This window comes from Exiguobacterium sp. GL_137 (assembly GCF_057834585.1).
In genome coordinates, this window is record NZ_CM174406.1 from 580648 (window position 1) to 601117 (window position 20470).

Genomic DNA, 20470 nt, shown 5'->3' on the forward strand with positions numbered 1-20470 from the left:
ATGACTATGTTGAATATACAACTGACATCACCATTAACCGTGACGACACCAAAAGGATTTAAAGCGACAGGAATCCATGTCGGACTTAGACGTAAACGGAAAGATTTAGCACTTTTAATATGTGAAGCGGGTGCCGATGCTGCAGCGGTCTACACGACCAATCAGGTCCAGGCAGCACCGATTACGGTGACGAAACAGGCGATGGCAACATCAGGCGGAAAGGTACATGCCGTTTTAGTCAACAGCGGGAATGCCAATGCCTGTACAGGTCAACTCGGACTCGAACATGCATATGCTTCGCAACAAGCTGTTGCCGAGCAGTTTCAATTGGCTCAGGAACACGTTGTCATCGCTTCGACCGGTATCATCGGACAACCGCTCGCCATCGATACGTTACTTCAAGGAATCGAACAGTTGCAGCCGGAGAAAGGCGAAGAGAAAGCCGATGATTTTGCACTGGCTATTTTGACGACCGATACAGGTACGAAAACAGCCGGGCGCCAAGTCTGGTTAAATGGAGAACTGGTTTCGGTCTGCGGGGTTGCGAAGGGTTCGGGGATGATTCATCCGAATATGGCAACGATGCTTGGATTTTTAACGACCGATGCCTCAATTCCTTCTCCGTTATTACAGGATACCTTGAAATCTGCAGTCAACCGGACTTTTAACTGTATCACCGTCGATGGTGACAGCTCGACGAATGACATGGTGATGATTCTTGCGAGCGGGGCCGCACAATCACAGTCACTCCAACCGGGAACAGACGAACTGGCACAATTCCAACAAGCAGTTGAGGAAGTATGCCAGGACTTAGCGAAACAAATTGCACGTGATGGTGAAGGTGCGACGAAGCTGATTGAAGTCAACGTCCATGGTACGGCGAATGAATGGACTGCCCGGAAAATTGCCAAACAGATCGTAGGATCTTCACTCGTGAAAACAGCGATTTTTGGTGAAGATGCGAACTGGGGACGTATCATTGCAGCTGTCGGCAGCATTGATGAACCGATTGATGTCGGACAAATTGATATCCGTATCGGTTCTCAGTGGGTCCTGCGTCACAGTATGCCGATTTTATTTGATGAATCGTTAGCGTCGCGAGAACTCGCACAAGAGGTTGTTGAAATCGAAGTACATTTAAATCAAGGACCTGCCAGTGGCTATGCATTTGGTTGTGACTTGACGTATGACTACATCAAAATCAATGCGAGCTACCGGACATGACGAAACGTAAATTAATCAAACTGGGTGGAAGTATCTTTGAACAATTGGATCCGCGTTATTACGAAGAATGGAATCAGTGGCTTGCTAAGAAAAATGAATTGATTATCCTCCATGGCGGTGGTCCGGCTTTATCGGCCTATTGTCAGGACATGAATATCAAAGCCGAATTCAAAAATGGTATTCGGATGACGACAGAAGCAGTTCTTCTGGGAGCGGAACGGGTGCTTGGAGGAGAAGTGCAATCCAAAATCGTCTACACCTTGAATGAAAATGGACTGCCGGCAATCGGTTTGACGGGAATTGACGGAGCCAGTATTCGCGGAAAACAGCAACCGGCGTTCGGAGCAGTCGGAGAAGTGACGCAGATTGATCCGAAGTTGTTTATGACACTGATGGAATCGGGATTCATCCCTGTCGTCACCTCTTTGATTACAGGGATGGAAGGAACGTTGAATTGTAATGGAGACACGTGTGCGGTTGCTTTAGCGGCAGGGCTGGCTGTCGATGAATTCGAATTACTGACAGATGTATCCGGTGTCAGGCTGAATGGAACGTTTCAGACAGAGGTGACAGTTTCAGAACTGGAGGCGGGCATCGGATCGGCGGAAATCGATGGTGGAATGATTCCGAAAGTCGAAGCCGTCATCGAAGCGGTCCGACAAGGGATACATCAGGTCAAGATTCGTTCTGGACACGACGTGACGAGCCGAGGGACACGGATTAAGGAGGAAACCAATGAGCGCTTTACTACCAACGTATTTACGTCATGATATTGAATTAGTCGAAGGGAAGGGATCGTTCGTCAAGGATACGACAGGTAAAACCTACCTGGATTTCATGATGGGAATTGCCGTCTGTAACACCGGTCATCGTCATCCTCATGTGGAACAGGCATTACAGGAACAACTGCAAAAATTATGGCATACGTCTAATTTATTCGTCAGCAGTAAACAGGAACGAGTCGCAGCGATGTTGACCGAAAACAGTCATTTGAGCCATGTCTTCTTTTGCAACAGTGGGACAGAAGCGAATGAAGGGGCATTTAAGCTGATTCGAAAATGGACGCAGAAAAAAGAAATCCTGACGTTTAGTCAGTCCTTCCACGGAAGAACCTTCGCCATGATGGGAGCAACGGGTCAAGACAAAATTAAAGCCGGGTTCGGAGAGATGGTTCCGGATTTTAAGCATCTGACTTTTAACGATTTCGACAGCCTTGAAATGATCACGGACCAAACTGCTGCCGTCTGGCTTGAAGTGATTCAAGGAGAAGGCGGGGTAATCGTAGCGGGAAATGCCTGGTTAGAAGCGTTGATGGAGAGAGTTCGGAAGTTTGATGTGAAAGTAGTCATCGATGAAGTACAGACAGGTATCGGACGCACCGGATCGCGTTTCGCCTTTGAGCAGACGCCGTTAAAGCCGGATATCATTACCGTGGCAAAAGGTCTCGGAAGTGGATTCCCGGTCGGAGCAATCATCACGACACCGGAAGCGACGGCCATTTTCACACCGGGTACCCACGGGTCGACATTCGGAGGGAATCCATTGGCGATGGCGGCGGCAGAAGCGACACTGGATTTATTGTTAAACGATCAGCAAATGAAACAAGTTCAACTAAAAGGACTTTATTTGATGCAACAACTCGCTCAATTGCCGAAAACGATGGTTCGGGACATCCGCGGACGTGGATTGATGATTGGGGTTGAATTTCATGAACCGGTCTCACCGCTGATCTCGGCGTTGCAACAATCCGGAATGCTCGTCGTCAGTGCGGGATCAAATGTCATTCGATTGTTACCATCTTTGTTCGTTACGGAATCGGAACTCGATACGGCTGTCGAAAAGATCAAGTCAGTATGTCAACAGGAGGTCATGATGTGAAAGCGTTAGGGGCATTAAAATTAGCGGATGGGCAAGTATATCCCGGTGAGTTCATGGGCACTTCGTCCGTTCAAGGAGAGGTCGTATTTTTCACGGGAATGACCGGTTATCAAGAAGTGTTAACCGATCCTTCCTACCGGGGACAAATCATTGTTTTTACGTATCCCCTCATCGGACAATATGGCATTTCAGAGCAGGATTCAGAAAGTTGCCAGATTCAAGTATCGGGCGTAATTGTTCAGACATTGGCGAACAACGGATTACGGTCGGACTTGGCTGATTGGTTGGCAGCATCGGATGTACCGGTTTTGACTCAAGTCGATACGCGGGCACTGGTCCATCATTTGCGCAATCATGGTGATCAAATCGGTACGATCACAAGCGACGCCTCACCTGTTCAGAAACAGTCGAACTTGATTGCGGCCGTCTCGACGAAACAGCCGGAAACTTATCAAACTAATCACGAAGCCGGACATATCGTCTGTCTCGACTACGGGGTTAAAAAATCGATGATTGAGGCGTTGCAGGTACGTCGGATGAAAGTGACGGTCGTTCCGTTTGATACACCGAAGTCGGTCATCGACGCATTGCAACCCGATGGTCTGCTTTTCTCAAATGGACCGGGAAATCCGAGTCAGCTCGATCATTTGATTCCTGAAATCAAGGAACTGGCGCTTGCCTATCCGACGCTCGGCATCTGTATGGGGCATCAACTGATTGCGAAATCTTTTGGTTGTCAAATCGAAAAACAGCATCACGGTCATCGTGGAGCCAATCATCCTGTCCGTCAGGTAAAGACCGGACGTGTCTTCATGACATCACAAAATCACGGGTATGTTGTCCAGGCGGGCAGTGTCCGGAAATCTGAATTGAATGTCGCATATGAGCATATCAACGATGGTTCAATCGAAGGGCTGTTTCATCCGACACACCCTATCTTGACAGTTCAGTTTCACCCGGAAGCCCATCCCGGTCCACTGGAGGCAATGGTGATATTTGATCAATTCGTGACGAGCATCTTAAAGCAGGAGGTAGCATATGCAGGAACATAAAAAAGTCCTGGTCATCGGATCAGGCCCGATCGTGATTGGTCAAGCAGCAGAATTTGATTACTCGGGTACACAGGCATGTCAAACACTTCGGGAAGCGGGATGCGAGGTCATGTTGATGAATTCGAATCCGGCTACGATCATGACGGATCCATCAACAGCGGATCATATCTATATCGAAGCAATGACGCTTGAAAAAGCGACTGCCATTATCAAACGTGAGCGACCGACCCATTTATTAGCGACAGTTGGGGGACAAACCGCTTTAAATCTTGCTTTATCACTCGAAGAGGCGGGAGTGCTTGAGCAGTATCAAGTCGAACTGCTGGGAACATCACTTGAGACGATCCGGGACGGCGAAGACCGCGAACGGTTTAAACAACGGATGCTGGAACTGAATCAACCGCTCCCGATCAGTCAAACGATTGAGACACTGGAAGAACTGGAAGGATTCATGGAAAAGGCAGGAGTCCCGCTTGTTGTCCGTCCTGCATTTACGCTAGGAGGAACCGGGGGCGGTATTGCTCAAACGAAAGCAGATGCCCGCAAACTTGCAGCGAATGGACTTCAGGCCAGCCCGATTTCACAATGTCTCGTCGAAGCCAGCATTGCCGGTTATAAAGAAGTCGAGTACGAAGTGATGCGGGATGCTTTTGATACGACGATCATCGTCTGCAACATGGAGAATATCGATCCGGTCGGTGTGCACACGGGAGATTCTGTCGTCTTCGCACCCATCCAATCGATATCCGATCAAATGAATCAAACCTTACGGACGGCATCACGGGAAATCGTTTCAGCGCTCGGTGTCGTTGGGGGATGTAATATCCAATTTGCAATCCATCCGACAGAACAGACGTACTATGTCATTGAGGTGAATCCCCGGGTCAGCCGTTCTTCGGCTTTAGCTTCAAAAGCAACGGGTTACCCGATTGCGAAATTAGCGACCCGTCTTGCACTCGGTGAGCGTCTCGATGATTGCATCAATCCGGTGACGAAAGAAACGATGGCCAGTTTCGAACCAGTCCTGGATTATGTCACAGCTAAAGTTCCTTGTTTCCCGTTTGATCTTTTCCCTGTAAGTGACCGCACACTCGGTACGCAGATGAAGGCGACCGGAGAAAGTATGGCGATGGGGAAGACACTCGAGGAAGCCTTACAAAAAGCATGGCGCGGTGCCGGAATCGAACAAGCCCCGTTGTATCCGGGCTGGATGAAAGAGGCCGAAACGGATGTATTATGGCAGGAAGTCAGCCAAATCACGGACCGCCGATTGTTAGCGATGTTGGCATTGCTGGACCGACAGGCGACGACACACAACGAGTTAGCTGAAAAAACACAAATCCAGTCATTGTTCATCACGACGCTCGAGACTTTGATTCTGATGCAGGAAACGTTGGATTTGAATTTAAAAGAATCGCTGCAACAAGCAAAACGCTTCGGATTTACCGACCGGCAGATTGCGCAGATTGCCGATGTACCGGTGGAAGTCGTCCAGCAACAACGCCGTTCCTTTCTAATTCAGCCCAGTTTTCAAATGATTGATACCTGTGGAGCAGAATTTTCAAGTCTGACGCCGTACTTTTACGGCAGTTGGTCCGGCCGGACGGAAGTCACGCCATCCAGCCGGAAGAAAGTTGCTGTCCTCGGGGCCGGACCGATTCGGATCGGACAGGGAATCGAGTTTGACTACTGCTCGGTCCATGCCGTCCGTGCCTTGCAGCAAGCCGGTTATGAAACGATTATGATCAACAATAATCCGGAAACCGTTTCGACCGACTTTGAGGTCGCGGATCGTCTTTACGTCGAACCGTTGACGATTGAAGATGTTGTGCATGTCCTGGAAGCAGAGCAATGTCAGCAGGTGCTTGTCCAGTTCGGCGGACAGACCGCCATCACACTGGCAGCCGGGCTCGAACAGCTGGGTTACCAGCTGTTAGGGACGACGGCAGACACAATTGACGAGATGGAAGACCGTGATCGTTTTTATCAGTTTTTGGACCGGTTACAGATTGACCGCATACCGGGTCAAGAAGTTTCAAACCCTGAAGAGCTGACAGCAGTCGTACAAAAACTTGGTTATCCGTTGATGATTCGTCCATCGTACGTCATTGGCGGAAAAGGAATGCATCGTTTAACGACAGCAAGCGATTTAGAGAAATTATTGCCGGAAATCGCATTTCCGATCCTGGTGGATGCGTACATCGAAGGACAAGAGTTCGAAGTCGACTGCATTTCAGACAAGACAACGACGTACGTACCGGTCATCATGGAACAAATTGAAGCCGCCGGTGTTCATTCGGGTGATTCAACGATGATTTTACCCCCGGTTTCAGCTTCGGCAGACTTACAGGACGAGATTGAACGGATTGCGCAAACAATCGGTCAACACTTGGATTACCAAGGGGCCTTCAATATTCAGTTTGTCGTCAAAGATCAAACGATCTATGTGCTCGAGATTAATCCCCGCGCATCACGGACGTTACCGATCGTCTCGAAGGTGACGGGACAACCGTTGCTTGAATGGGCTGTTCAAGCAGCCATCGGGATGCAGGTCGATGCCTTGCCGACTGCTCGATTGACATTGCCGTTTCATGCCGTCAAGACGCCGGTTTTTTCAACATTGAAGTTACGTGGGGTTGATCCGATGACAGGTCCTGTCATGCGTTCAACCGGAGAAACGTTACAGTGGACGGAAGCGGGATTTGCCAAAGAACGGTTCGTCTTCGATCAGACGACGAAAGCCGCGATGTCGAAACGCACACGTCGTATCTGTGGAGCGGGAACCCACACATGGTCGGACGGAGAGGAACTAGAGCAGGATACCGAGTTTGATACGTGTCTCGTGTTCTTCTCAAAGGCGGAAGAGGAACGGATACAACGGGAAAAAGCACTTGCTCAGGGAGCGATTGTCATTACTGAAGAACATCTTGCCCACTATTTTGAATCCGTCCAAGCTATACCGATGTGTACCGTGAAACGGTTAGCCGAATGGACGAAACAAAAGGAGCCGATCCAATGACGACAACACAACGATTAAAACATTTGCTGACACTGGAAGAGTTGACCGCAGAAGGACTGACTGAGTTGCTGGAACTGGCGAAGGCCGTCAAAGCCTCTCCTGCGACTTATGCTCAAACACTTGCAGGAAAAAAAGTTGCTTTGCTGTTTGAAAAAGCATCGACGCGCACACGGATTTCTTTTGAAGTCGGTGTCGTCGAATTAGGGGGATATCCGGTCGTCTTAAACGGATCGGATATGCAAATCGGTCGCGGAGAATCTCTCAGCGATACGATTCAAGTCATGAGCCGTTATGTTGACGCCTTGATGATTCGGACCTTTGCCCATGAAACGGTCGAGACGTTAGCGGCACACGGGACAATTCCAATTATCAACGGATTGACTGACCTTCATCATCCGTGTCAGGTGTTAGCTGATTTACTGACGATCGAAGAACATTTTGGTCAACGTCAAGGCAAGATACTCGCTTATGTTGGAGATGGAAACAACATGGCACATTCGCTGCTTTTAGGAGGAGCGTTAAGTGGAATGACAGTTCGAATTTGCAGTCCGGCCGCCTATGCACCGGATCAAACGATTATCGATCAAGCAAAAGTACTGGCACAAAAGTCAGGCGGCCGAATCGAACAATATACGGATCCTGTTCAAGCGGTTGCGGGTGCAGATGTCATCTACAGTGATGTATTTGCCAGCATGGGACAAGAAGAAGAGTCGGCAGATCGTCTGAAAGCATTCCAAGGATATCAAGTCAATCAAGCGTTGTTGATGACAGCTGCTGACGATGTGATTTTCCTGCACTGTCTTCCGGCACATCGCGGGGAAGAAGTGACGGCAGAAGTCATTGACGGCAGTCACTCACTTGTATTTGACCAGGCGGAAAACCGGCTCCATGCTCAAAAAGCATTAATGATCGAATTGATTGGAGTAATGGACTAAGCGAAAAGACAGACTGTTGGTTCCGATAAGGAACACAGTCTGTCTTTTGTTTTAATCGTATTGACGCCGGGCGAGCTGCTCAGTCTGTTCTTTTGTAATCTGCCGTTTATTTTTTTCGTGCAACCGCCCCATGAAGGACGTTCGCTGCCATGAGGGCGACCAGTCCGACTCCTTATGTGCACGTAAGGCTAAGATGTAGTCGTAACTCAAATGAAGGCGTTCAATCATTTCCGTGCGAACGTCACAAATATGACCGTGTCCTGGAATAAGTAGCTTTACCTCATACTCATAAATGAACGATTCAAGCAATTCAAGCGTTGTTAAATATTCACCCGAATCGTGTTCAATCAAAGGAATTTCGACGTCGGATGCATAGTCACCACAGACGAGGATATGGAGCGGCATCACCACGAACGATAAGTGAGTAGATTCATGACCGGGAGTCAGGAAAAACATCAGTTTGGTTTTACCGATCGTCAACGTCGTTTCGGACTCCTCGATGACGTGTGTAATATTCGGAAAAAGGACAGGGGACTCGATATAGTATTCGTCATTAAAATTTTGGACTTCTTCCAGTGCTGCCGTCCGGTTCACATCCACAAAGCGGCGAGACGCGATCGCGATCGCATCTTTGAAAGCATAGGCACCTAATATATGATCGAAATGGGCATGTGTATACACAATATAAAGAGGACGGTCGTGTCGGATGATTTCCACATCGCGGCGGATTGTTGCGATTTCATCCGGTAACCAGCCCGGATCAACGACGATCAGACAGTCGGGTGTCTCAATCAAGGTCGAGGTCGTTTTCATTAATGTACTTTGGTAGACCGTGACACCGGGCATTTTCATTTGAATCATGACAGTCCTCCTCTTTTCTTGTAGTAACGTTTTATACCGAACTATACCCGAAAGCAGACGGAATGTATCCTGGAGACAACAAAAGACGGCTTGCAAATTGCAAGCCGTCCGCCCTCGAGGGCATAAAAGTCGTTGACCTATGTGTCGTTGACCTATGTTATGTCATAAATTGGAGCGGGTGAAGAGAATCGAACTCTCATCATCAGCTTGGAAGGCTGAGGTTTTACCACTAAACTACACCCGCAAAAGTGACTACATGAAATATAGTAGCATAGCAAAGCGTTTATTTCCATAACTTTTATGAAAAAAGGTAATTCTTTCGATTTTATGTGTACAATAATAAGAGCTAAATCGTTTACATGAGCTTCCTGTAACGAGAGTGAGTGGCTGAGGATGGAAAGAGGAGCGAATGACTGGTGAACAAAGTTCGAGTTTGGAGCGAACAGCTGATGGGAAAAGGATGGATGGCGACATGTCACCATCAAATCGATCGTTATCGCTTCACGACAGGAGAGTGGTTTCTTAACGCAAGCTTACTTGCCTTTTCAATCGAACAGGATGCAGATATGCTACCGGACGTGCTTCCGAACGAATTGAGGATCCCCTTAGTATCTGAACGGATGAAACAGATATTGGAGCGGCTGACACCGTTTTCCGTCCAATGTCTTCGTGTCCAGCTGAAGACACGAACGGGACTCATCAATTACTATCTCATCAATATTCTAGCGGTAAGACGGGTGGAACATCTACATAAGACGGAAATTTTCCGCACTCTTCGGAAAAAACAAGTCTACTTCATGACGGAGCGAATCATCAGTACATCGCTTGGTCCCCACCACATCTTGCGGGATGAACGTACGGAACGTATTTTCCTCTCGGATACGCTAGCACGGTGTTTCCAGCAACTAGCCGTGACAGGCATACATTTTGACGAGATAAATCGAATGGAGGAAATTATATGAAACAGTACACGGTCGATAATTGGATTACACTGCAATATCCAAAAACGTTTGAATACCAAGAAGAGGAAACATTCGTTAGTTTTTATTCGACGGAAGAAAATGCGATGGGGACGTTACAGTTATCCATCTACGAGTCGGATGCAGAAGAACTGACACCTTTTGAAGCGGCAGAACAGGAAATCAACTTATTGGTGGAAGAGTTTGGTATTGAACTGACTGGACCACTTGAAGCACGTCGGAATTCTTCCAAAGAAGCACTTCTTGCTGTAGACGGGAAAGAAGAGGAGGTCTTCATCCGGATTTATGCATATTCAGACGGAGAACGACTTGTTCTATTAACGTATTCTGCAGATCGTGAGTCACTGGAATTGGAAGAAATTGAAGCGATGATCTTATCATTGAACTGGATTCACTAATACAAAAGCGAAGTGCCCTCAATTGAGGGCACCTCGCTTTTGTTCATTATGGATGTCCTTGTTTCCGCAGTGAAGAAAGCGGATGTGAGCCGATCTGCTTGTTCAGCCAACCTGCGATATCCGCAAAAACACGGATCCGCTCAAACTCGTGGAATAACTCATGCCGCAATCCACGGTAGACCGTGAGTTGCACCCCTTCGACACGAACCCGGTTGTAGGCATCAAACAGGGCATGAATTCCTTTGCCGTCGAATGCGACCGGGTCATCTTCCCCGGCTATCAGCAGCAACGGTAAATGACGCGGATGTTGATACAGATAAGCCAGTGAGTTGACGGATTTGGTCGCCGACAGTAATTCGTTAAAAAAGCCGAGTGTGACGGTTTGCCCCGATAGAGGATCTTCATCGTAACGTACGACGGATTGAGGATCGGAGGATAACCAGGCATTCGAAGAGAGTGCCGGGAAGAAACGTAAGTTATACCGACCGAAAATTAGCTTACTGAGTCCTTCTGCCGGATGTTGAGAAGAAGTTTGTTCGATCAGTCGTCCGACAATTTTTTGACTGACGGTGCCGAGTAAACCATTGTCTGTCGGAGGACCACTTGCGATGACCCCTGCCAACTCGTGTCCGAGTGTTTGGCCAAGGCGTCTTGAAATGAGTGAACCAAAACTGTGGCCAAACACGAAAATCGGTAAATCCGGATAACGATCTTTGATATCGTAAACCAGTTCTTCAGCATCCTGCATCAATTGCGCAAAACCATGATTTGGCTCCAAATGCCCAAGGGAGTCCAGCTGTTGTGCGCGTGTGCCAAAACAACGCACATCCGGAATGATCGTATGGTAGTGGTGGGCATAGAGGAACTCTGCAAACTCTTGGTAGCGCGCACCGTGCTCCATCATTCCGTGAAAAACAATGACGACCCCTTTCGGAGCGGTAGCTTCTAACAGATGCATCGTCGTCGTGTAGCCGTCTGATGCAATCCAGTGTGTATGGTCGATTGTCACATCTATCATCCTTCCCTGATTAAGAAAGTCCGTATATTGTTCCGTCTTCAGAAATTCCCATCTTATTGGCAGCTGGTGTTTTCGGTAAACCCGGCATGGTTAATACATTCCCGGTCAAGGCGACGATGAACCCCGCACCGATGGATGGTTTGATTTCGCGGACAGTAATCGTAAATCCTTCGACACGTCCGTACTTGCTTGGATCATCCGTCAATGAGAAAGGTGTTTTTGCCATACAGATCGGCAGATGTCCCAGTCCCTGCTCGGTGCAACGCTCAAGCTCACGTAATGCCTTTTCTTCGAAATGCACATCTGCTGCACCATATACTCGTTTAGCAATCCGTTCGATTTTTTGTGTCAGCGGCAGTTCGGCCGGATAAAGCGGAGTAAACTGACTCTCTTCCTCCAAAGCCTCAAAGACCTGCTCCGCCAGTGCTTCTCCACCGGCTCCCCCTTGGCTGAAGACTTCGCTTTCAGCGACGCGGATCTTGCGTTCACGGCACCATTCGAGCACCGTCTCGCGCTCCGTATCGGTATCGCTTGCGAAACGATTCAAGGCGACAACGGCCGGCACGCCGAACAAATCCATTGTTTCAACGTGCTTCTCGAGTAAAGCCAGTCCTTCGACTAAAGCGGATAAATTTTCTTCCGCCAATTGATCCTTTGCAACCCCGCCATGCATTTTCAACGCACGGACAGTCGCAACGACGACAACCGCATCCGGATGCAGATTGCCAATTCTGGATTTAATGTTAAAGAATTTTTCTGCTCCGAGATCTGCTCCGAATCCGGCTTCCGTGACGACATAATCACTCAGCTTCAAGGCAGTACGTGTCGCAATCAGCGAGTTACAACCGTGGGCAATATTTGCGAACGGACCGCCATGGATTAAAGCCGGTGTGCCTTCGACCGTCTGGACAAGATTTGGGCGGAAGGCTTCTTTTAAAAGTAACGTCGCAGCACCGGCAGCTTCGATATCCTGAACTGTAACCGGTTGTTGATCATACGAATAGGCGACGACAATCCGGCTGATCCGTTCTTCTAAATCCGTGATGGAATCGGCGAGGCAGAGAACAGCCATGATTTCCGAAGCGACCGTGATATCAAACCCATCTTGACGCGGAACGCCATGAGCCGGTCCACCCAGTCCGATCGTGATTTGTCGCAAGGCCCGGTCATTGAGATCGAGGACACGTTTCCAAGTGACCCGACGAGGATCAATTCCTAAGTCATTCCCTTGATGAAGATGATTATCGAGCAGGGCACTGATTGTATTGTGGGCTGACGTGATGGCATGCATATCGCCTGTAAAATGAAGGTTAATTTCTTCCATCGGCAAGACTTGGCTGTAACCGCCACCGCACGCTCCGCCTTTCAACCCCATCGTTGGTCCAAGTGATGGTTCGCGTAAACAGATCATCGTCTTATGATTGAGGCGATGCAATGCTTGACCAAGTCCGACCGTCACTGTCGATTTTCCTTCGCCGGCAGCCGTCGGATTGATCGCCGTGACAAGAATCAGTTTTCCATCCGTCTTCGTCGCCAATCGTTTAACTAATCCGTCCGTCAACTTCGCTTTGTATTTTCCGTACGTATCATAATCCGCATCGGTTAATCCAATATGTTTAGCAATTTCGGAGATGGGGCGCAGAATGGTTTGTTGGGCAATTTCTAGATCAGAACGAATCGTTTTTTCCATGGCGTAATCTTCCTCTCAAGATGAATTTCTCTATATTTCCTTAATAGTAGCGTATCTGAAACTGACACGCCAAATAATCGTTCAATATATTCCACCCAACTTGTCAAATGGTTGCGTTTTCATTTTATGGAAAGTTGCGTAGTCTAGGGATAGAGGAGGGATGAGCAATGGCAGTAAGCAATAAGAAAAAAGTAAAGCGCGGACTTGAATTTTGGATGTTTGTCGGACCCGTCTTTTTAGTGTTCGCAGTGATTGTTCTCGTACCTTTTTTTAATGGTGTCATGTATTCATTCACGGATTGGAACGGAATTACGGGTGAATTAAATTGGATTGGATTTGATAACTATGTCCGCCTCTTTACAGTGGACGAACAGTTTCAGCAGTCCTTTTGGCTGACGACAAAATATACCGTCGTTGCCGTAATTTTAACAAACCTGGTCGGATTCATTTTAGCGTTTTTACTCACGCAAAATATTCGGACACGAAACTTCTTACGGACGATTTTCTTCATGCCAAACTTAATTGGTGGATTGATTCTTGGGTTCGTCTGGCAGTTTATTTACGTTAAAGGATTTGCGTCGATTGGAGAATTGACAGGTTGGAGTTTATTCGAACTTCCATGGCTCGGTGACGCCCGAACTGGTTTCTGGGGCATTGTCATCGTCTCGATTTGGCAAGGTGGGGGATATATCATGGTCATCTATATCGCTGCCCTGCAAAATGTACCGCAGGAACTGATTGAAGCAGCCAAAATCGATGGAGCCAACCGATTATCCACGTTGCGGAATATTACGATTCCACTGATCATGCCGTCTGTTACGATTTGTCTGTTCTTGACGATTTCTTGGTCCTTTAAATTATTTGATACGAACTTATCGCTGACAAATGGTGGTCCGTTCAAATCGACAGAAATGCTTGCGCTGAACATCTATAAAGAATCGTTTACAAACAATAACCTGGGTCTTGGTTCTGCCAAAGCGATCATCTTCTTTGTTGTCGTTGCCGCGATTACCGTTACTCAAGTCTACTTGACGAAAAAACGGGAGGTGGAAGCATGAGTACTGCACAACCTTTGCCGAAACCGGAACTGACGCCGGAGAAACCGGCACCGAAAAAGCGTGGTCGTTATTCCGTGCGTCTCGGTACCGTTGAGATTGCCGCACTGTTGATGGGCTTACTGTATATGATTCCGTTTTATTATGTCATTTCGAACTCGTTTAAAACGCAAGGAGATATCTTTACAAATACATCGGGGCTTCCGAAAGAATGGATCACCTCAAACTATACAGATGCCTGGGCAGCGATGAATTTTGGAAAAGTGTTTCTGAATTCTGTCATCATTACAGTTGGTGCAAATGCAGTTATTGTTATTTTTTGTTCGATGGCCGCCTGGAAACTTGTTCGGACGAAAACCCGCTTGTCGACCATCATCTTTTTCCTGTTTGTCGCCGCGATGATCATTCCGTTTCAGTCGATCATGATTCCGTTATCGAAGCTGTCGGGTGATCTCGGTCTGCAAAACAGTTATTGGGGTCTGATTTTGATGTATCTCGGCTTTGGTTCCGGCTTGTCGATTTTCTTGTATCATGGATTCATGAAATCGATTCCGGAAGAGATTGAAGAAGCAGCCATCATTGACGGTTGCTCGCAGTGGGGCGTCTTTTGGCGGATTGTGTTCCCGTTGCTTAAACCGATCACGGTAACGATTGTCATTTTGAACACACTTTGGATTTGGAATGATTTCTTGTTGCCGTCCCTGATGTTGCGTGATGTCGAACTGCGGACGATTCCGCTCGCGACGTTCTATTTCTTCGGTCAGTACACGAAGCAGTGGGACTTGGCGCTAGCCGGATTAATTCTCGGGATTATTCCGTTGTTACTCTTCTTCTTTGCGATGCAAAAACAAATTATTCAAGGGATTACGAGTGGTTCAATCAAATAAAGATGTAAGCGCGTTCTCGCTTCTGCGGGAACGTTTTTATATGACATATCTAGTCTGATTAGTCAGATTATTTTATTTTTTTTTGAAAAAAGGGCTTTTCAAATGCTTGCCGGATGGTGTACGATGTTCTCAATTCAATTGTAACAACGACGTTGAAGGGAAGAGTAACATCTTGTAAAACCGGATTAGCGAGCTGGGGGCGGTGAGAGCCCAGTCGGAAACAAGTTGCGAAGAACATCCCGGAGTCGCTACCCGAACACTGAAGTCAGTAGGCGTAGCCGGAGTTGCCTGTCCGTTATCATATGGCCGAAGATTGAGATGATAATTGATCATCAGTCTTTTGAGTGAGCAGCTGAGCTGTTAACATGGGTGGTACCGCGGAACCGAGTCTTTCGTCCCATATTCTTGGGAGAGAAGGGCTCTTTTTTATGGCTTCTTTTTCAAACACACAATTGAGGAGGAAGAATACCATGACAACACTCGTATCTATGAAACAGACACAGGAAGCCATCACACTTGTAAAAAAACGCTTTGAGGAGCAGTTCTCGGCACAACTCGGATTAACACGCGTCGAAGCGCCGTTATTCGTCGAAAGCACACTTGGAGTCAACGATCATCTGAACGGAATCGAACGTGTCATCCGCTTTGATGCAATTGACCATCAGGCAGAACTCGAGATCGTTCAATCTCTTGCGAAGTGGAAACGCCAGGCACTCCACACATACGGATTCTCAAAAGGGGAAGGCTTGTACACATTGATGCATGCCATCCGTCGTGATGAAGTACTGGACGAAACTCATTCGATTCACGTCGACCAGTGGGACTGGGAACGTGTCATTACAAAAGAAGAGCGGACGATTGACTACTTGCAAACGACGGTTCGTGCGATTTACGAGTCGATTCGCCAAGTGGAACGTGAAGTCGAAGAGAAACTTGCGATTGAAGCGATTTTACCGGAGACGATTCATTTCATGACGACACAAGAACTTGAAGATGCATACCCGACACTTTCGACAAAAGAGCGCGAGACCGAAGTGACGAAAGAGTATGGTGCTGTCTTTTTGATGCAGATTGGTGGTGCATTGGCATCCGGAGAAAAACATGACGGTCGAGCAGCAGACTACGATGACTGGACGCTCAACGGTGATATTTTAGTTCACCATCCGGAAATCGGAGCATTTGAACTGTCGTCGATGGGTATCCGGGTCGACCGCGAAACATTGCTGGCGCAGATCGAAACGACGGGCGAACACACGAAACTTGATTTCCCGTTCCACCAAGGTGTATTGGCAGAGAAACTGCCGCTGACAATCGGTGGAGGAATCGGACAATCCCGGATGGCGATGTTCCTCTTGAAGAAACGTCATATCGGTGAAGTTCAAGCATCGGTCTGGTCGGAAGAAACACGCGCGTCGTACCGTGAACAAGGTGTGCACCTGCTGTAAGAACGAGTGATGTACTGATAAATCTGATTCAAAATGTCCTACTGGCCATGATTTCATGGCCAGAAGGACATTTTTTTATAGGGTAAAATAAGTTCATCCGACCTCAGACGGAGGAAAGACGTGTGAAAACACGTTATAATGGGCATATGAACTAATAAGAGAGAGGTGAAGACATGTCAGCGATACTCATTACAGGATTAGTGTTTGCCCTACTTTTCGTCGTGTTTCTTTGGTTTAACATCAAAGGATTACGGACGATGTGGCGTGATTACAAACGCACAGGATCAATGATGGCACTTGGCTTCTTTATCGTCGGAATCATCGGGATCTTTACAGGAGTCTGGACGACGCTCGTCGTCATCATTTATTATCTTCTTCGTCCTGCACGAGGCTGATTTAGAGGAGTGGTTGGATGTTAGAATGGTTGTTCTCAGCCGGAGAGTCGAATCTCTGGCTGTTTTTAGGAATTATGATTCTTGGACTCGGGACGGAATTAATCCCGGCTGAAGTCGGGTTGCCGGTACTCGGTCTTTATGTATCAAACGGGACAATTAGTTGGACCGCAGCCGTCTTGATCGGTTTTCTCGGCAGTCTGATGGGGGCGACATTATTTTATTTTCTCGGTCGTTACGCCGGACGTCCAATTTTGGTTCGTTACGGAAAATGGCTAATGATTAAGGAACGGGAAATCGTTCAAGGGGAACGAATCGTATCGAAATACGGTTCCTGGTCAGCATTGTTTGGCCGCTTCTTCCCGGTCGTTCGTTCTGTTGTTTCCATTCCGTGTGGTTTGTTCAATTTGTCTTTCAAACGATATGTATTGGCCTCAAGCATTGGCTTGTTCCCGGTATCGTTCTTCTATGTGTGGTTAGGAGAAAGGTTTGGGGTGGAACGGGCAGAGTCGATGTTGAAAGGACTCGAACAGGAGTTATGGTGGATTCTTGGTATTATCGTCGTCGGAATCATCGGATACATTGTGTATCGCCGCGTTAAATCAAAGCGTTAAGAGAAATGACAAAAAAGAGCTGACAGCGACGTCAGCTCTTTTTTGTCATCTCTTTTTGCGGGAATAAAAAACGTTTGAGTGTTTTAATCCGATGTTTTGGTGTTAATAGAAGTAATTGATCCCGTCCTTCAAAAATTGTATCGCCGCGTGGTGTCACGATTTGATCGTTACGGATGATGGCCGTAATTAAAAATTCCTGCGGCAGATCAATATCCGAGATGGCTTCCCCGACAAACGGATGAGAGTTCGGAATCGTCAATTCGATGATTTCCGCATTCGGTTTACCGATCGACATGAACTCAATGACCGTTTGAATCGTGGATGAACCGGTCTCGTTTAAATGAAGCCGGTCCGCCAAGAAGGTCAACATACTCCCTTGGATTAACGTCGATAACAAAACAGTGAAAAAGACGATGTTGAAGATCATGCCGGCATTATCGATTCCGGCAACAAGCGGATAAGTTGCGAGAATGATTGGAACAGCTCCTTTTAAACCGGCAAAAGAGACAAATACTTTTTCCTGCCAGGAATAGTTAAAGGGAAGGAGACTGAGCCAAACGGAAACCGGACGAGCGATAAAGATTAAAATCAAAGCGAGGGCAATCGATGATAAAATCACCTGTGGATCAAGCAACTGTTTCGGAAACACAAGTAATCCGAGCACGATGAACATTCCGATTTGCGCCAAGTGCGCCATGCTCATTGTGAAACGGACGAGCGTCTGCCGGTAGACCAACTCATGATTGCTAATATAAATCGCTGTCACGTAAACAGCGAGGAAACCGCTGGCGTGAATCGTGTCCGCAATACCGAACGAAAGAAAAGCGAATGACATTAGCAGAATCGGATAAAAGCTCGAGGAACTGAGATCAATCCGGTTAAGTAATGTTGAAGCAATCCAGCCGATGAATAGACCGAGCAGTAAACCGATCACCATTTCCCAGACTAGCGAAGTTAAGCCGGAAACAAGTGAGGCCTCTTTAGGATTCGTCACGAATTCCAGGAAGAAGACGGTCAGAAAAACAGCCATCGGATCATTCGTACCGGATTCGAGTTCCAGCGTCGATCCTACTTTCCGCCGGACGGATTGTCCGCTGAGTACTGAAAAAATCGCGGCAGCATCCGTCGATCCGACAATGGCACCGAGGAGAAAGGCGTTAGCCCAGCTGAATCCGAGAATATAATGGGACGCAACGGCGACAATCGTCGTTGCGATGAAGACACCAAACGTTGCAAGTGAAAGAGAGGGTGACAATTCCGTCTTCACTTCTTTCCAGGCAGTTTGAAGACCTCCCTCAAATAAGATGATAATCAGTGCCACGGTACCGAGCAATTGCGCCAGTTCCGCATCATCGAACCGGATAAAACCGGTAATATCACTGCCGGCAATCATACCAAGAGCGATGAAAATCAAGAGCGCAGGAATGTTCAAGCGACTGGATAATTTCGTTGTCCAGACTGCGGTAAATAACAATAAACCAATCAATAAAATCGTGAACTGTAGGGACATTGCATCAAACTCCTTCGTTAAATAGTATCTATTTTTATCATACACTAATCCCGACTTTTTTTATCGGATAACGATTGTTCAATATTTTCCACCGCACCGGACAAAATTATCCGTTTTTATTGCAAGCGTTTTCATTTATTGTAAAAGCGTAGCACGATTATCAACTCGAAAATCAGGGAGGTATCCGAATGCGTAAACGTAAATGGGCAGCACTACCAGTTATGACGACCGCAATGGTCGTAGCACTTGCAGCATGTGGTGGCGGTGGGACACTCAATAGTGATGACTCAAAGGACAGTGGCTCTTCTAAGGACGGGAAGACCCTCAACGTATTCCAATTTAAAGCTGAAATCGCAAAAGACATGGAAAAGATGGCAAAGGCCTATGAAAAAGAAACAGGCGTAAAAGTCGTCGTTCAAACGGTTGGTGGCGGATCGGATTACGGCGCAGCCTTGAAATCGCAGTTTGCTTCAGGGAATGAACCGGATGTCTTTAATAACGGTGGATTTACAGAAGCGAAAACATGGCAAGACAAATTGGAAGATCTTTCGGATGAAAAATGGGTCAGTGATTTAACAGACCTTTCAAAAGAACCGATGACAATTGACGGGAAACTTTATGGTATGCCGATGAACCTGGAAGGTTATGGTTTCATCTACAATAAAGAAATCTTCAAGAAAGCCGGTATTACAGAGTTACCAAAAACTTTAACAGAATTAACAGAAGCGTCTAAGAAACTGAAAGCGGATGGTGTTACGCCATTCTCAATCGGATACGGCGAATGGTGGATTCTTGGAAACCACTTAATGAATATCCCGATGGCGCAACAGGATGATCCGGATCAGTTCATTGCCGATTTGAACTCTGGAAAAGGAAAGTTCGAAGACAATAAACAATTTAAAGAGTTTATGAACTTGTTTGATTTGACGATCGAATACGGAAACAAAAATCCGTTGACGACGGATTACAATACACAAGTTTCTCAGTTTGCTGAAGGGAAAACAGCAATGATCCAACAAGGAAACTGGGCGCAACAATTGATCACGGATGTTAATCCGGACATCGAGATGGGCTTCATCCCGATGCCGATCAATGATGATAAAGAAAAAATGGACCGCCTTCCGGTCGGCGTTCCGAATAACTGGGTCGTCAACAAAAACTCGAAAAATAAAGAGGAAGGTAAAAAGTTCCTCGAGTGGATGGCGACATCTGACACAGGAAAAGATTACATGGTCAACAAGTTCAAGTTCATTCCGGCTTTCAAATCAATCGAAGCAGCCGATCTTGGACCACTGGCTGACGATATCATCAAGTACTCTAAAGAAGATAAAACCATCTCATGGAACTGGTTTAAATATCCGGACGGCGCTGTCAATGAATTTGGTGCCATCATGCAGGCATATGTAGGGAAACAAAAAACATCGGAAGAGATGTTACAAGACTTTACGAAGACATGGGAAAAAATGAAGAAATAATAAAAAAAGTGCTGTTTCCAAGAAAAATTGGAAGCAG

The 20470-nt window shown here is 47.0% G+C and carries 18 protein-coding genes, 1 tRNA gene and 1 other annotated feature; of the genes, 14 read left to right on the plus strand and 5 right to left on the minus strand.

Translation table 11 applies throughout. From position 1 onward, the window contains the following. Positions 1–6 precede the first annotated feature (6 nt). Genes argJ through argF form a run of 6 tightly spaced genes read left to right on the plus strand, consistent with a single transcriptional unit; the run spans position 7 to position 8108 of the window. A complete protein-coding gene (argJ, locus tag AC3IRK_RS03065; RefSeq protein ID WP_304999554.1) occupies positions 7–1224 on the plus strand; it encodes a bifunctional glutamate N-acetyltransferase/amino-acid acetyltransferase ArgJ in 1218 nt (405 codons plus the stop codon). Next, positions 1221–1994, plus strand: a complete 774-nt coding sequence (argB, locus tag AC3IRK_RS03070) for an acetylglutamate kinase (RefSeq protein ID WP_489170389.1) — start codon at positions 1221–1223, stop codon at positions 1992–1994. The genes argJ and argB overlap by 4 nt, the downstream gene beginning before the upstream one ends. Further along, positions 1960–3102: an acetylornithine transaminase gene (gene argD, locus AC3IRK_RS03075; protein WP_489170390.1), complete on the plus strand. Its 1143-nt coding sequence runs from the start codon at positions 1960–1962 to the stop codon at positions 3100–3102. Before argB ends, argD begins: the two co-directional genes overlap by 35 nt. Next, complete coding sequence (locus AC3IRK_RS03080; protein WP_489170391.1) at positions 3099–4154, plus strand: carbamoyl phosphate synthase small subunit; 1056 nt, start codon at positions 3099–3101, stop codon at positions 4152–4154. Before argD ends, AC3IRK_RS03080 begins: the two co-directional genes overlap by 4 nt. Next, positions 4141–7173, plus strand: a complete 3033-nt coding sequence (carB, locus tag AC3IRK_RS03085; RefSeq protein ID WP_131504237.1) for a carbamoyl-phosphate synthase (glutamine-hydrolyzing) large subunit — start codon at positions 4141–4143, stop codon at positions 7171–7173. Before AC3IRK_RS03080 ends, carB begins: the two co-directional genes overlap by 14 nt. Next, the gene (argF, locus tag AC3IRK_RS03090; RefSeq protein ID WP_131504236.1) at positions 7170–8108 is read left to right on the plus strand and encodes an ornithine carbamoyltransferase; all 939 of its coding nucleotides are present in this window, start codon (positions 7170–7172) and stop codon (positions 8106–8108) included. The genes carB and argF overlap by 4 nt, the downstream gene beginning before the upstream one ends. Positions 8109–8159: 51 nt before the next feature. Here the strand turns inward: argF and AC3IRK_RS03095 are convergent, their stop codons facing one another. Then, on the minus strand, positions 8160–8969 hold the full coding sequence (locus AC3IRK_RS03095; RefSeq protein ID WP_131504235.1) for an MBL fold metallo-hydrolase: 810 nt from the start codon (positions 8967–8969) through the stop codon (positions 8160–8162). Positions 8970–9139: 170 nt separating this feature from the next. After that, positions 9140–9213: transfer RNA gene (locus AC3IRK_RS03100), tRNA-Gly, on the minus strand. Positions 9214–9385: 172 nt separating this feature from the next. Between AC3IRK_RS03100 and AC3IRK_RS03105 the strand changes: the two genes are divergently transcribed. Continuing rightward, the gene (locus tag AC3IRK_RS03105) at positions 9386–9931 is read left to right on the plus strand and encodes an imm11 family protein (RefSeq protein WP_247858179.1); all 546 of its coding nucleotides are present in this window, start codon (positions 9386–9388) and stop codon (positions 9929–9931) included. Next, on the plus strand, positions 9928–10347 hold the full coding sequence (locus AC3IRK_RS03110) for a hypothetical protein (protein WP_131504234.1): 420 nt from the start codon (positions 9928–9930) through the stop codon (positions 10345–10347). Before AC3IRK_RS03105 ends, AC3IRK_RS03110 begins: the two co-directional genes overlap by 4 nt. A 46-nt stretch (positions 10348–10393) precedes the next feature. Here AC3IRK_RS03110 and AC3IRK_RS03115 read toward each other — a convergent pair whose 3' ends face one another. Beyond that, the gene (locus tag AC3IRK_RS03115) at positions 10394–11365 is read right to left on the minus strand and encodes an alpha/beta fold hydrolase (protein ID WP_131973622.1); all 972 of its coding nucleotides are present in this window, start codon (positions 11363–11365) and stop codon (positions 10394–10396) included. Positions 11366–11375: 10 nt separating this feature from the next. Further along, positions 11376–13055, minus strand: a complete 1680-nt coding sequence (locus tag AC3IRK_RS03120) for a formate--tetrahydrofolate ligase (RefSeq protein ID WP_131504232.1) — start codon at positions 13053–13055, stop codon at positions 11376–11378. Positions 13056–13222: 167 nt separating this feature from the next. Here AC3IRK_RS03120 and AC3IRK_RS03125 point away from each other — a divergent pair, with 167 nt between their 5' ends. The 5 genes from AC3IRK_RS03125 (at position 13223) to AC3IRK_RS03145 (ending at position 17448) form a co-directional block, all read left to right on the plus strand. Next, positions 13223–14113 carry a carbohydrate ABC transporter permease gene (locus AC3IRK_RS03125; RefSeq protein ID WP_026829190.1) on the plus strand — a complete coding sequence of 297 codons (891 nt, stop codon included), beginning with the start codon at positions 13223–13225 and terminating at the stop codon, positions 14111–14113. Next, positions 14110–14997 (plus strand): carbohydrate ABC transporter permease, encoded by an 888-nt coding sequence (locus AC3IRK_RS03130; RefSeq protein WP_131504231.1) that lies wholly within the window; start codon positions 14110–14112, stop codon positions 14995–14997. The genes AC3IRK_RS03125 and AC3IRK_RS03130 overlap by 4 nt, the downstream gene beginning before the upstream one ends. Before the next feature lie 143 nt (positions 14998–15140). Then, positions 15141–15400, plus strand: a binding site (T-box leader). Positions 15401–15467: 67 nt separating this feature from the next. Beyond that, positions 15468–16442: an aspartate--ammonia ligase gene (gene asnA / locus AC3IRK_RS03135; protein ID WP_131973621.1), complete on the plus strand. Its 975-nt coding sequence runs from the start codon at positions 15468–15470 to the stop codon at positions 16440–16442. A gap of 173 nt (positions 16443–16615) precedes the next feature. Then, on the plus strand, positions 16616–16837 hold the full coding sequence (locus AC3IRK_RS03140) for a hypothetical protein (protein WP_014969583.1): 222 nt from the start codon (positions 16616–16618) through the stop codon (positions 16835–16837). Positions 16838–16854: 17 nt separating this feature from the next. Next, positions 16855–17448 (plus strand): DedA family protein, encoded by a 594-nt coding sequence (locus AC3IRK_RS03145; RefSeq protein ID WP_131504229.1) that lies wholly within the window; start codon positions 16855–16857, stop codon positions 17446–17448. A gap of 31 nt (positions 17449–17479) precedes the next feature. Here the strand turns inward: AC3IRK_RS03145 and AC3IRK_RS03150 are convergent, their stop codons facing one another. Continuing rightward, complete coding sequence (locus AC3IRK_RS03150) at positions 17480–18958, minus strand: potassium/proton antiporter (protein WP_131504228.1); 1479 nt, start codon at positions 18956–18958, stop codon at positions 17480–17482. Positions 18959–19146: 188 nt separating this feature from the next. Here AC3IRK_RS03150 and AC3IRK_RS03155 point away from each other — a divergent pair, with 188 nt between their 5' ends. Further along, positions 19147–20433 carry an ABC transporter substrate-binding protein gene (locus AC3IRK_RS03155; protein ID WP_114596851.1) on the plus strand — a complete coding sequence of 429 codons (1287 nt, stop codon included), beginning with the start codon at positions 19147–19149 and terminating at the stop codon, positions 20431–20433. Positions 20434–20470 lie beyond the last annotated feature (37 nt).

Excerpts from the sequence above, each read along its gene's own strand:
- argJ (WP_304999554.1), top strand. The coding sequence starts at position 7 with ATGTTGAATATACAACTGACATCACCATTAACCGTGACGACACCAAAA.
- argB (WP_489170389.1), top strand. The coding sequence starts at position 1,221 with ATGACGAAACGTAAATTAATCAAACTGGGTGGAAGTATCTTTGAACAA.
- argD (WP_489170390.1), top strand. The coding sequence starts at position 1,960 with ATGAGCGCTTTACTACCAACGTATTTACGTCATGATATTGAATTAGTC.
- carB (WP_131504237.1), top strand. The coding sequence starts at position 4,141 with ATGCAGGAACATAAAAAAGTCCTGGTCATCGGATCAGGCCCGATCGTG.
- argF (WP_131504236.1), top strand. The coding sequence starts at position 7,170 with ATGACGACAACACAACGATTAAAACATTTGCTGACACTGGAAGAGTTG.
- AC3IRK_RS03095 (WP_131504235.1), bottom strand. The coding sequence starts at position 8,969 with ATGATTCAAATGAAAATGCCCGGTGTCACGGTCTACCAAAGTACATTA.
- AC3IRK_RS03110 (WP_131504234.1), top strand. The coding sequence starts at position 9,928 with ATGAAACAGTACACGGTCGATAATTGGATTACACTGCAATATCCAAAA.
- AC3IRK_RS03115 (WP_131973622.1), bottom strand. The coding sequence starts at position 11,365 with ATGATAGATGTGACAATCGACCATACACACTGGATTGCATCAGACGGC.
- AC3IRK_RS03120 (WP_131504232.1), bottom strand. The coding sequence starts at position 13,055 with ATGGAAAAAACGATTCGTTCTGATCTAGAAATTGCCCAACAAACCATT.
- AC3IRK_RS03125 (WP_026829190.1), top strand. The coding sequence starts at position 13,223 with ATGGCAGTAAGCAATAAGAAAAAAGTAAAGCGCGGACTTGAATTTTGG.
- AC3IRK_RS03130 (WP_131504231.1), top strand. The coding sequence starts at position 14,110 with ATGAGTACTGCACAACCTTTGCCGAAACCGGAACTGACGCCGGAGAAA.
- asnA (WP_131973621.1), top strand. The coding sequence starts at position 15,468 with ATGACAACACTCGTATCTATGAAACAGACACAGGAAGCCATCACACTT.
- AC3IRK_RS03140 (WP_014969583.1), top strand. The coding sequence starts at position 16,616 with ATGTCAGCGATACTCATTACAGGATTAGTGTTTGCCCTACTTTTCGTC.
- AC3IRK_RS03145 (WP_131504229.1), top strand. The coding sequence starts at position 16,855 with ATGTTAGAATGGTTGTTCTCAGCCGGAGAGTCGAATCTCTGGCTGTTT.
- AC3IRK_RS03150 (WP_131504228.1), bottom strand. The coding sequence starts at position 18,958 with ATGTCCCTACAGTTCACGATTTTATTGATTGGTTTATTGTTATTTACC.
- AC3IRK_RS03155 (WP_114596851.1), top strand. The coding sequence starts at position 19,147 with ATGCGTAAACGTAAATGGGCAGCACTACCAGTTATGACGACCGCAATG.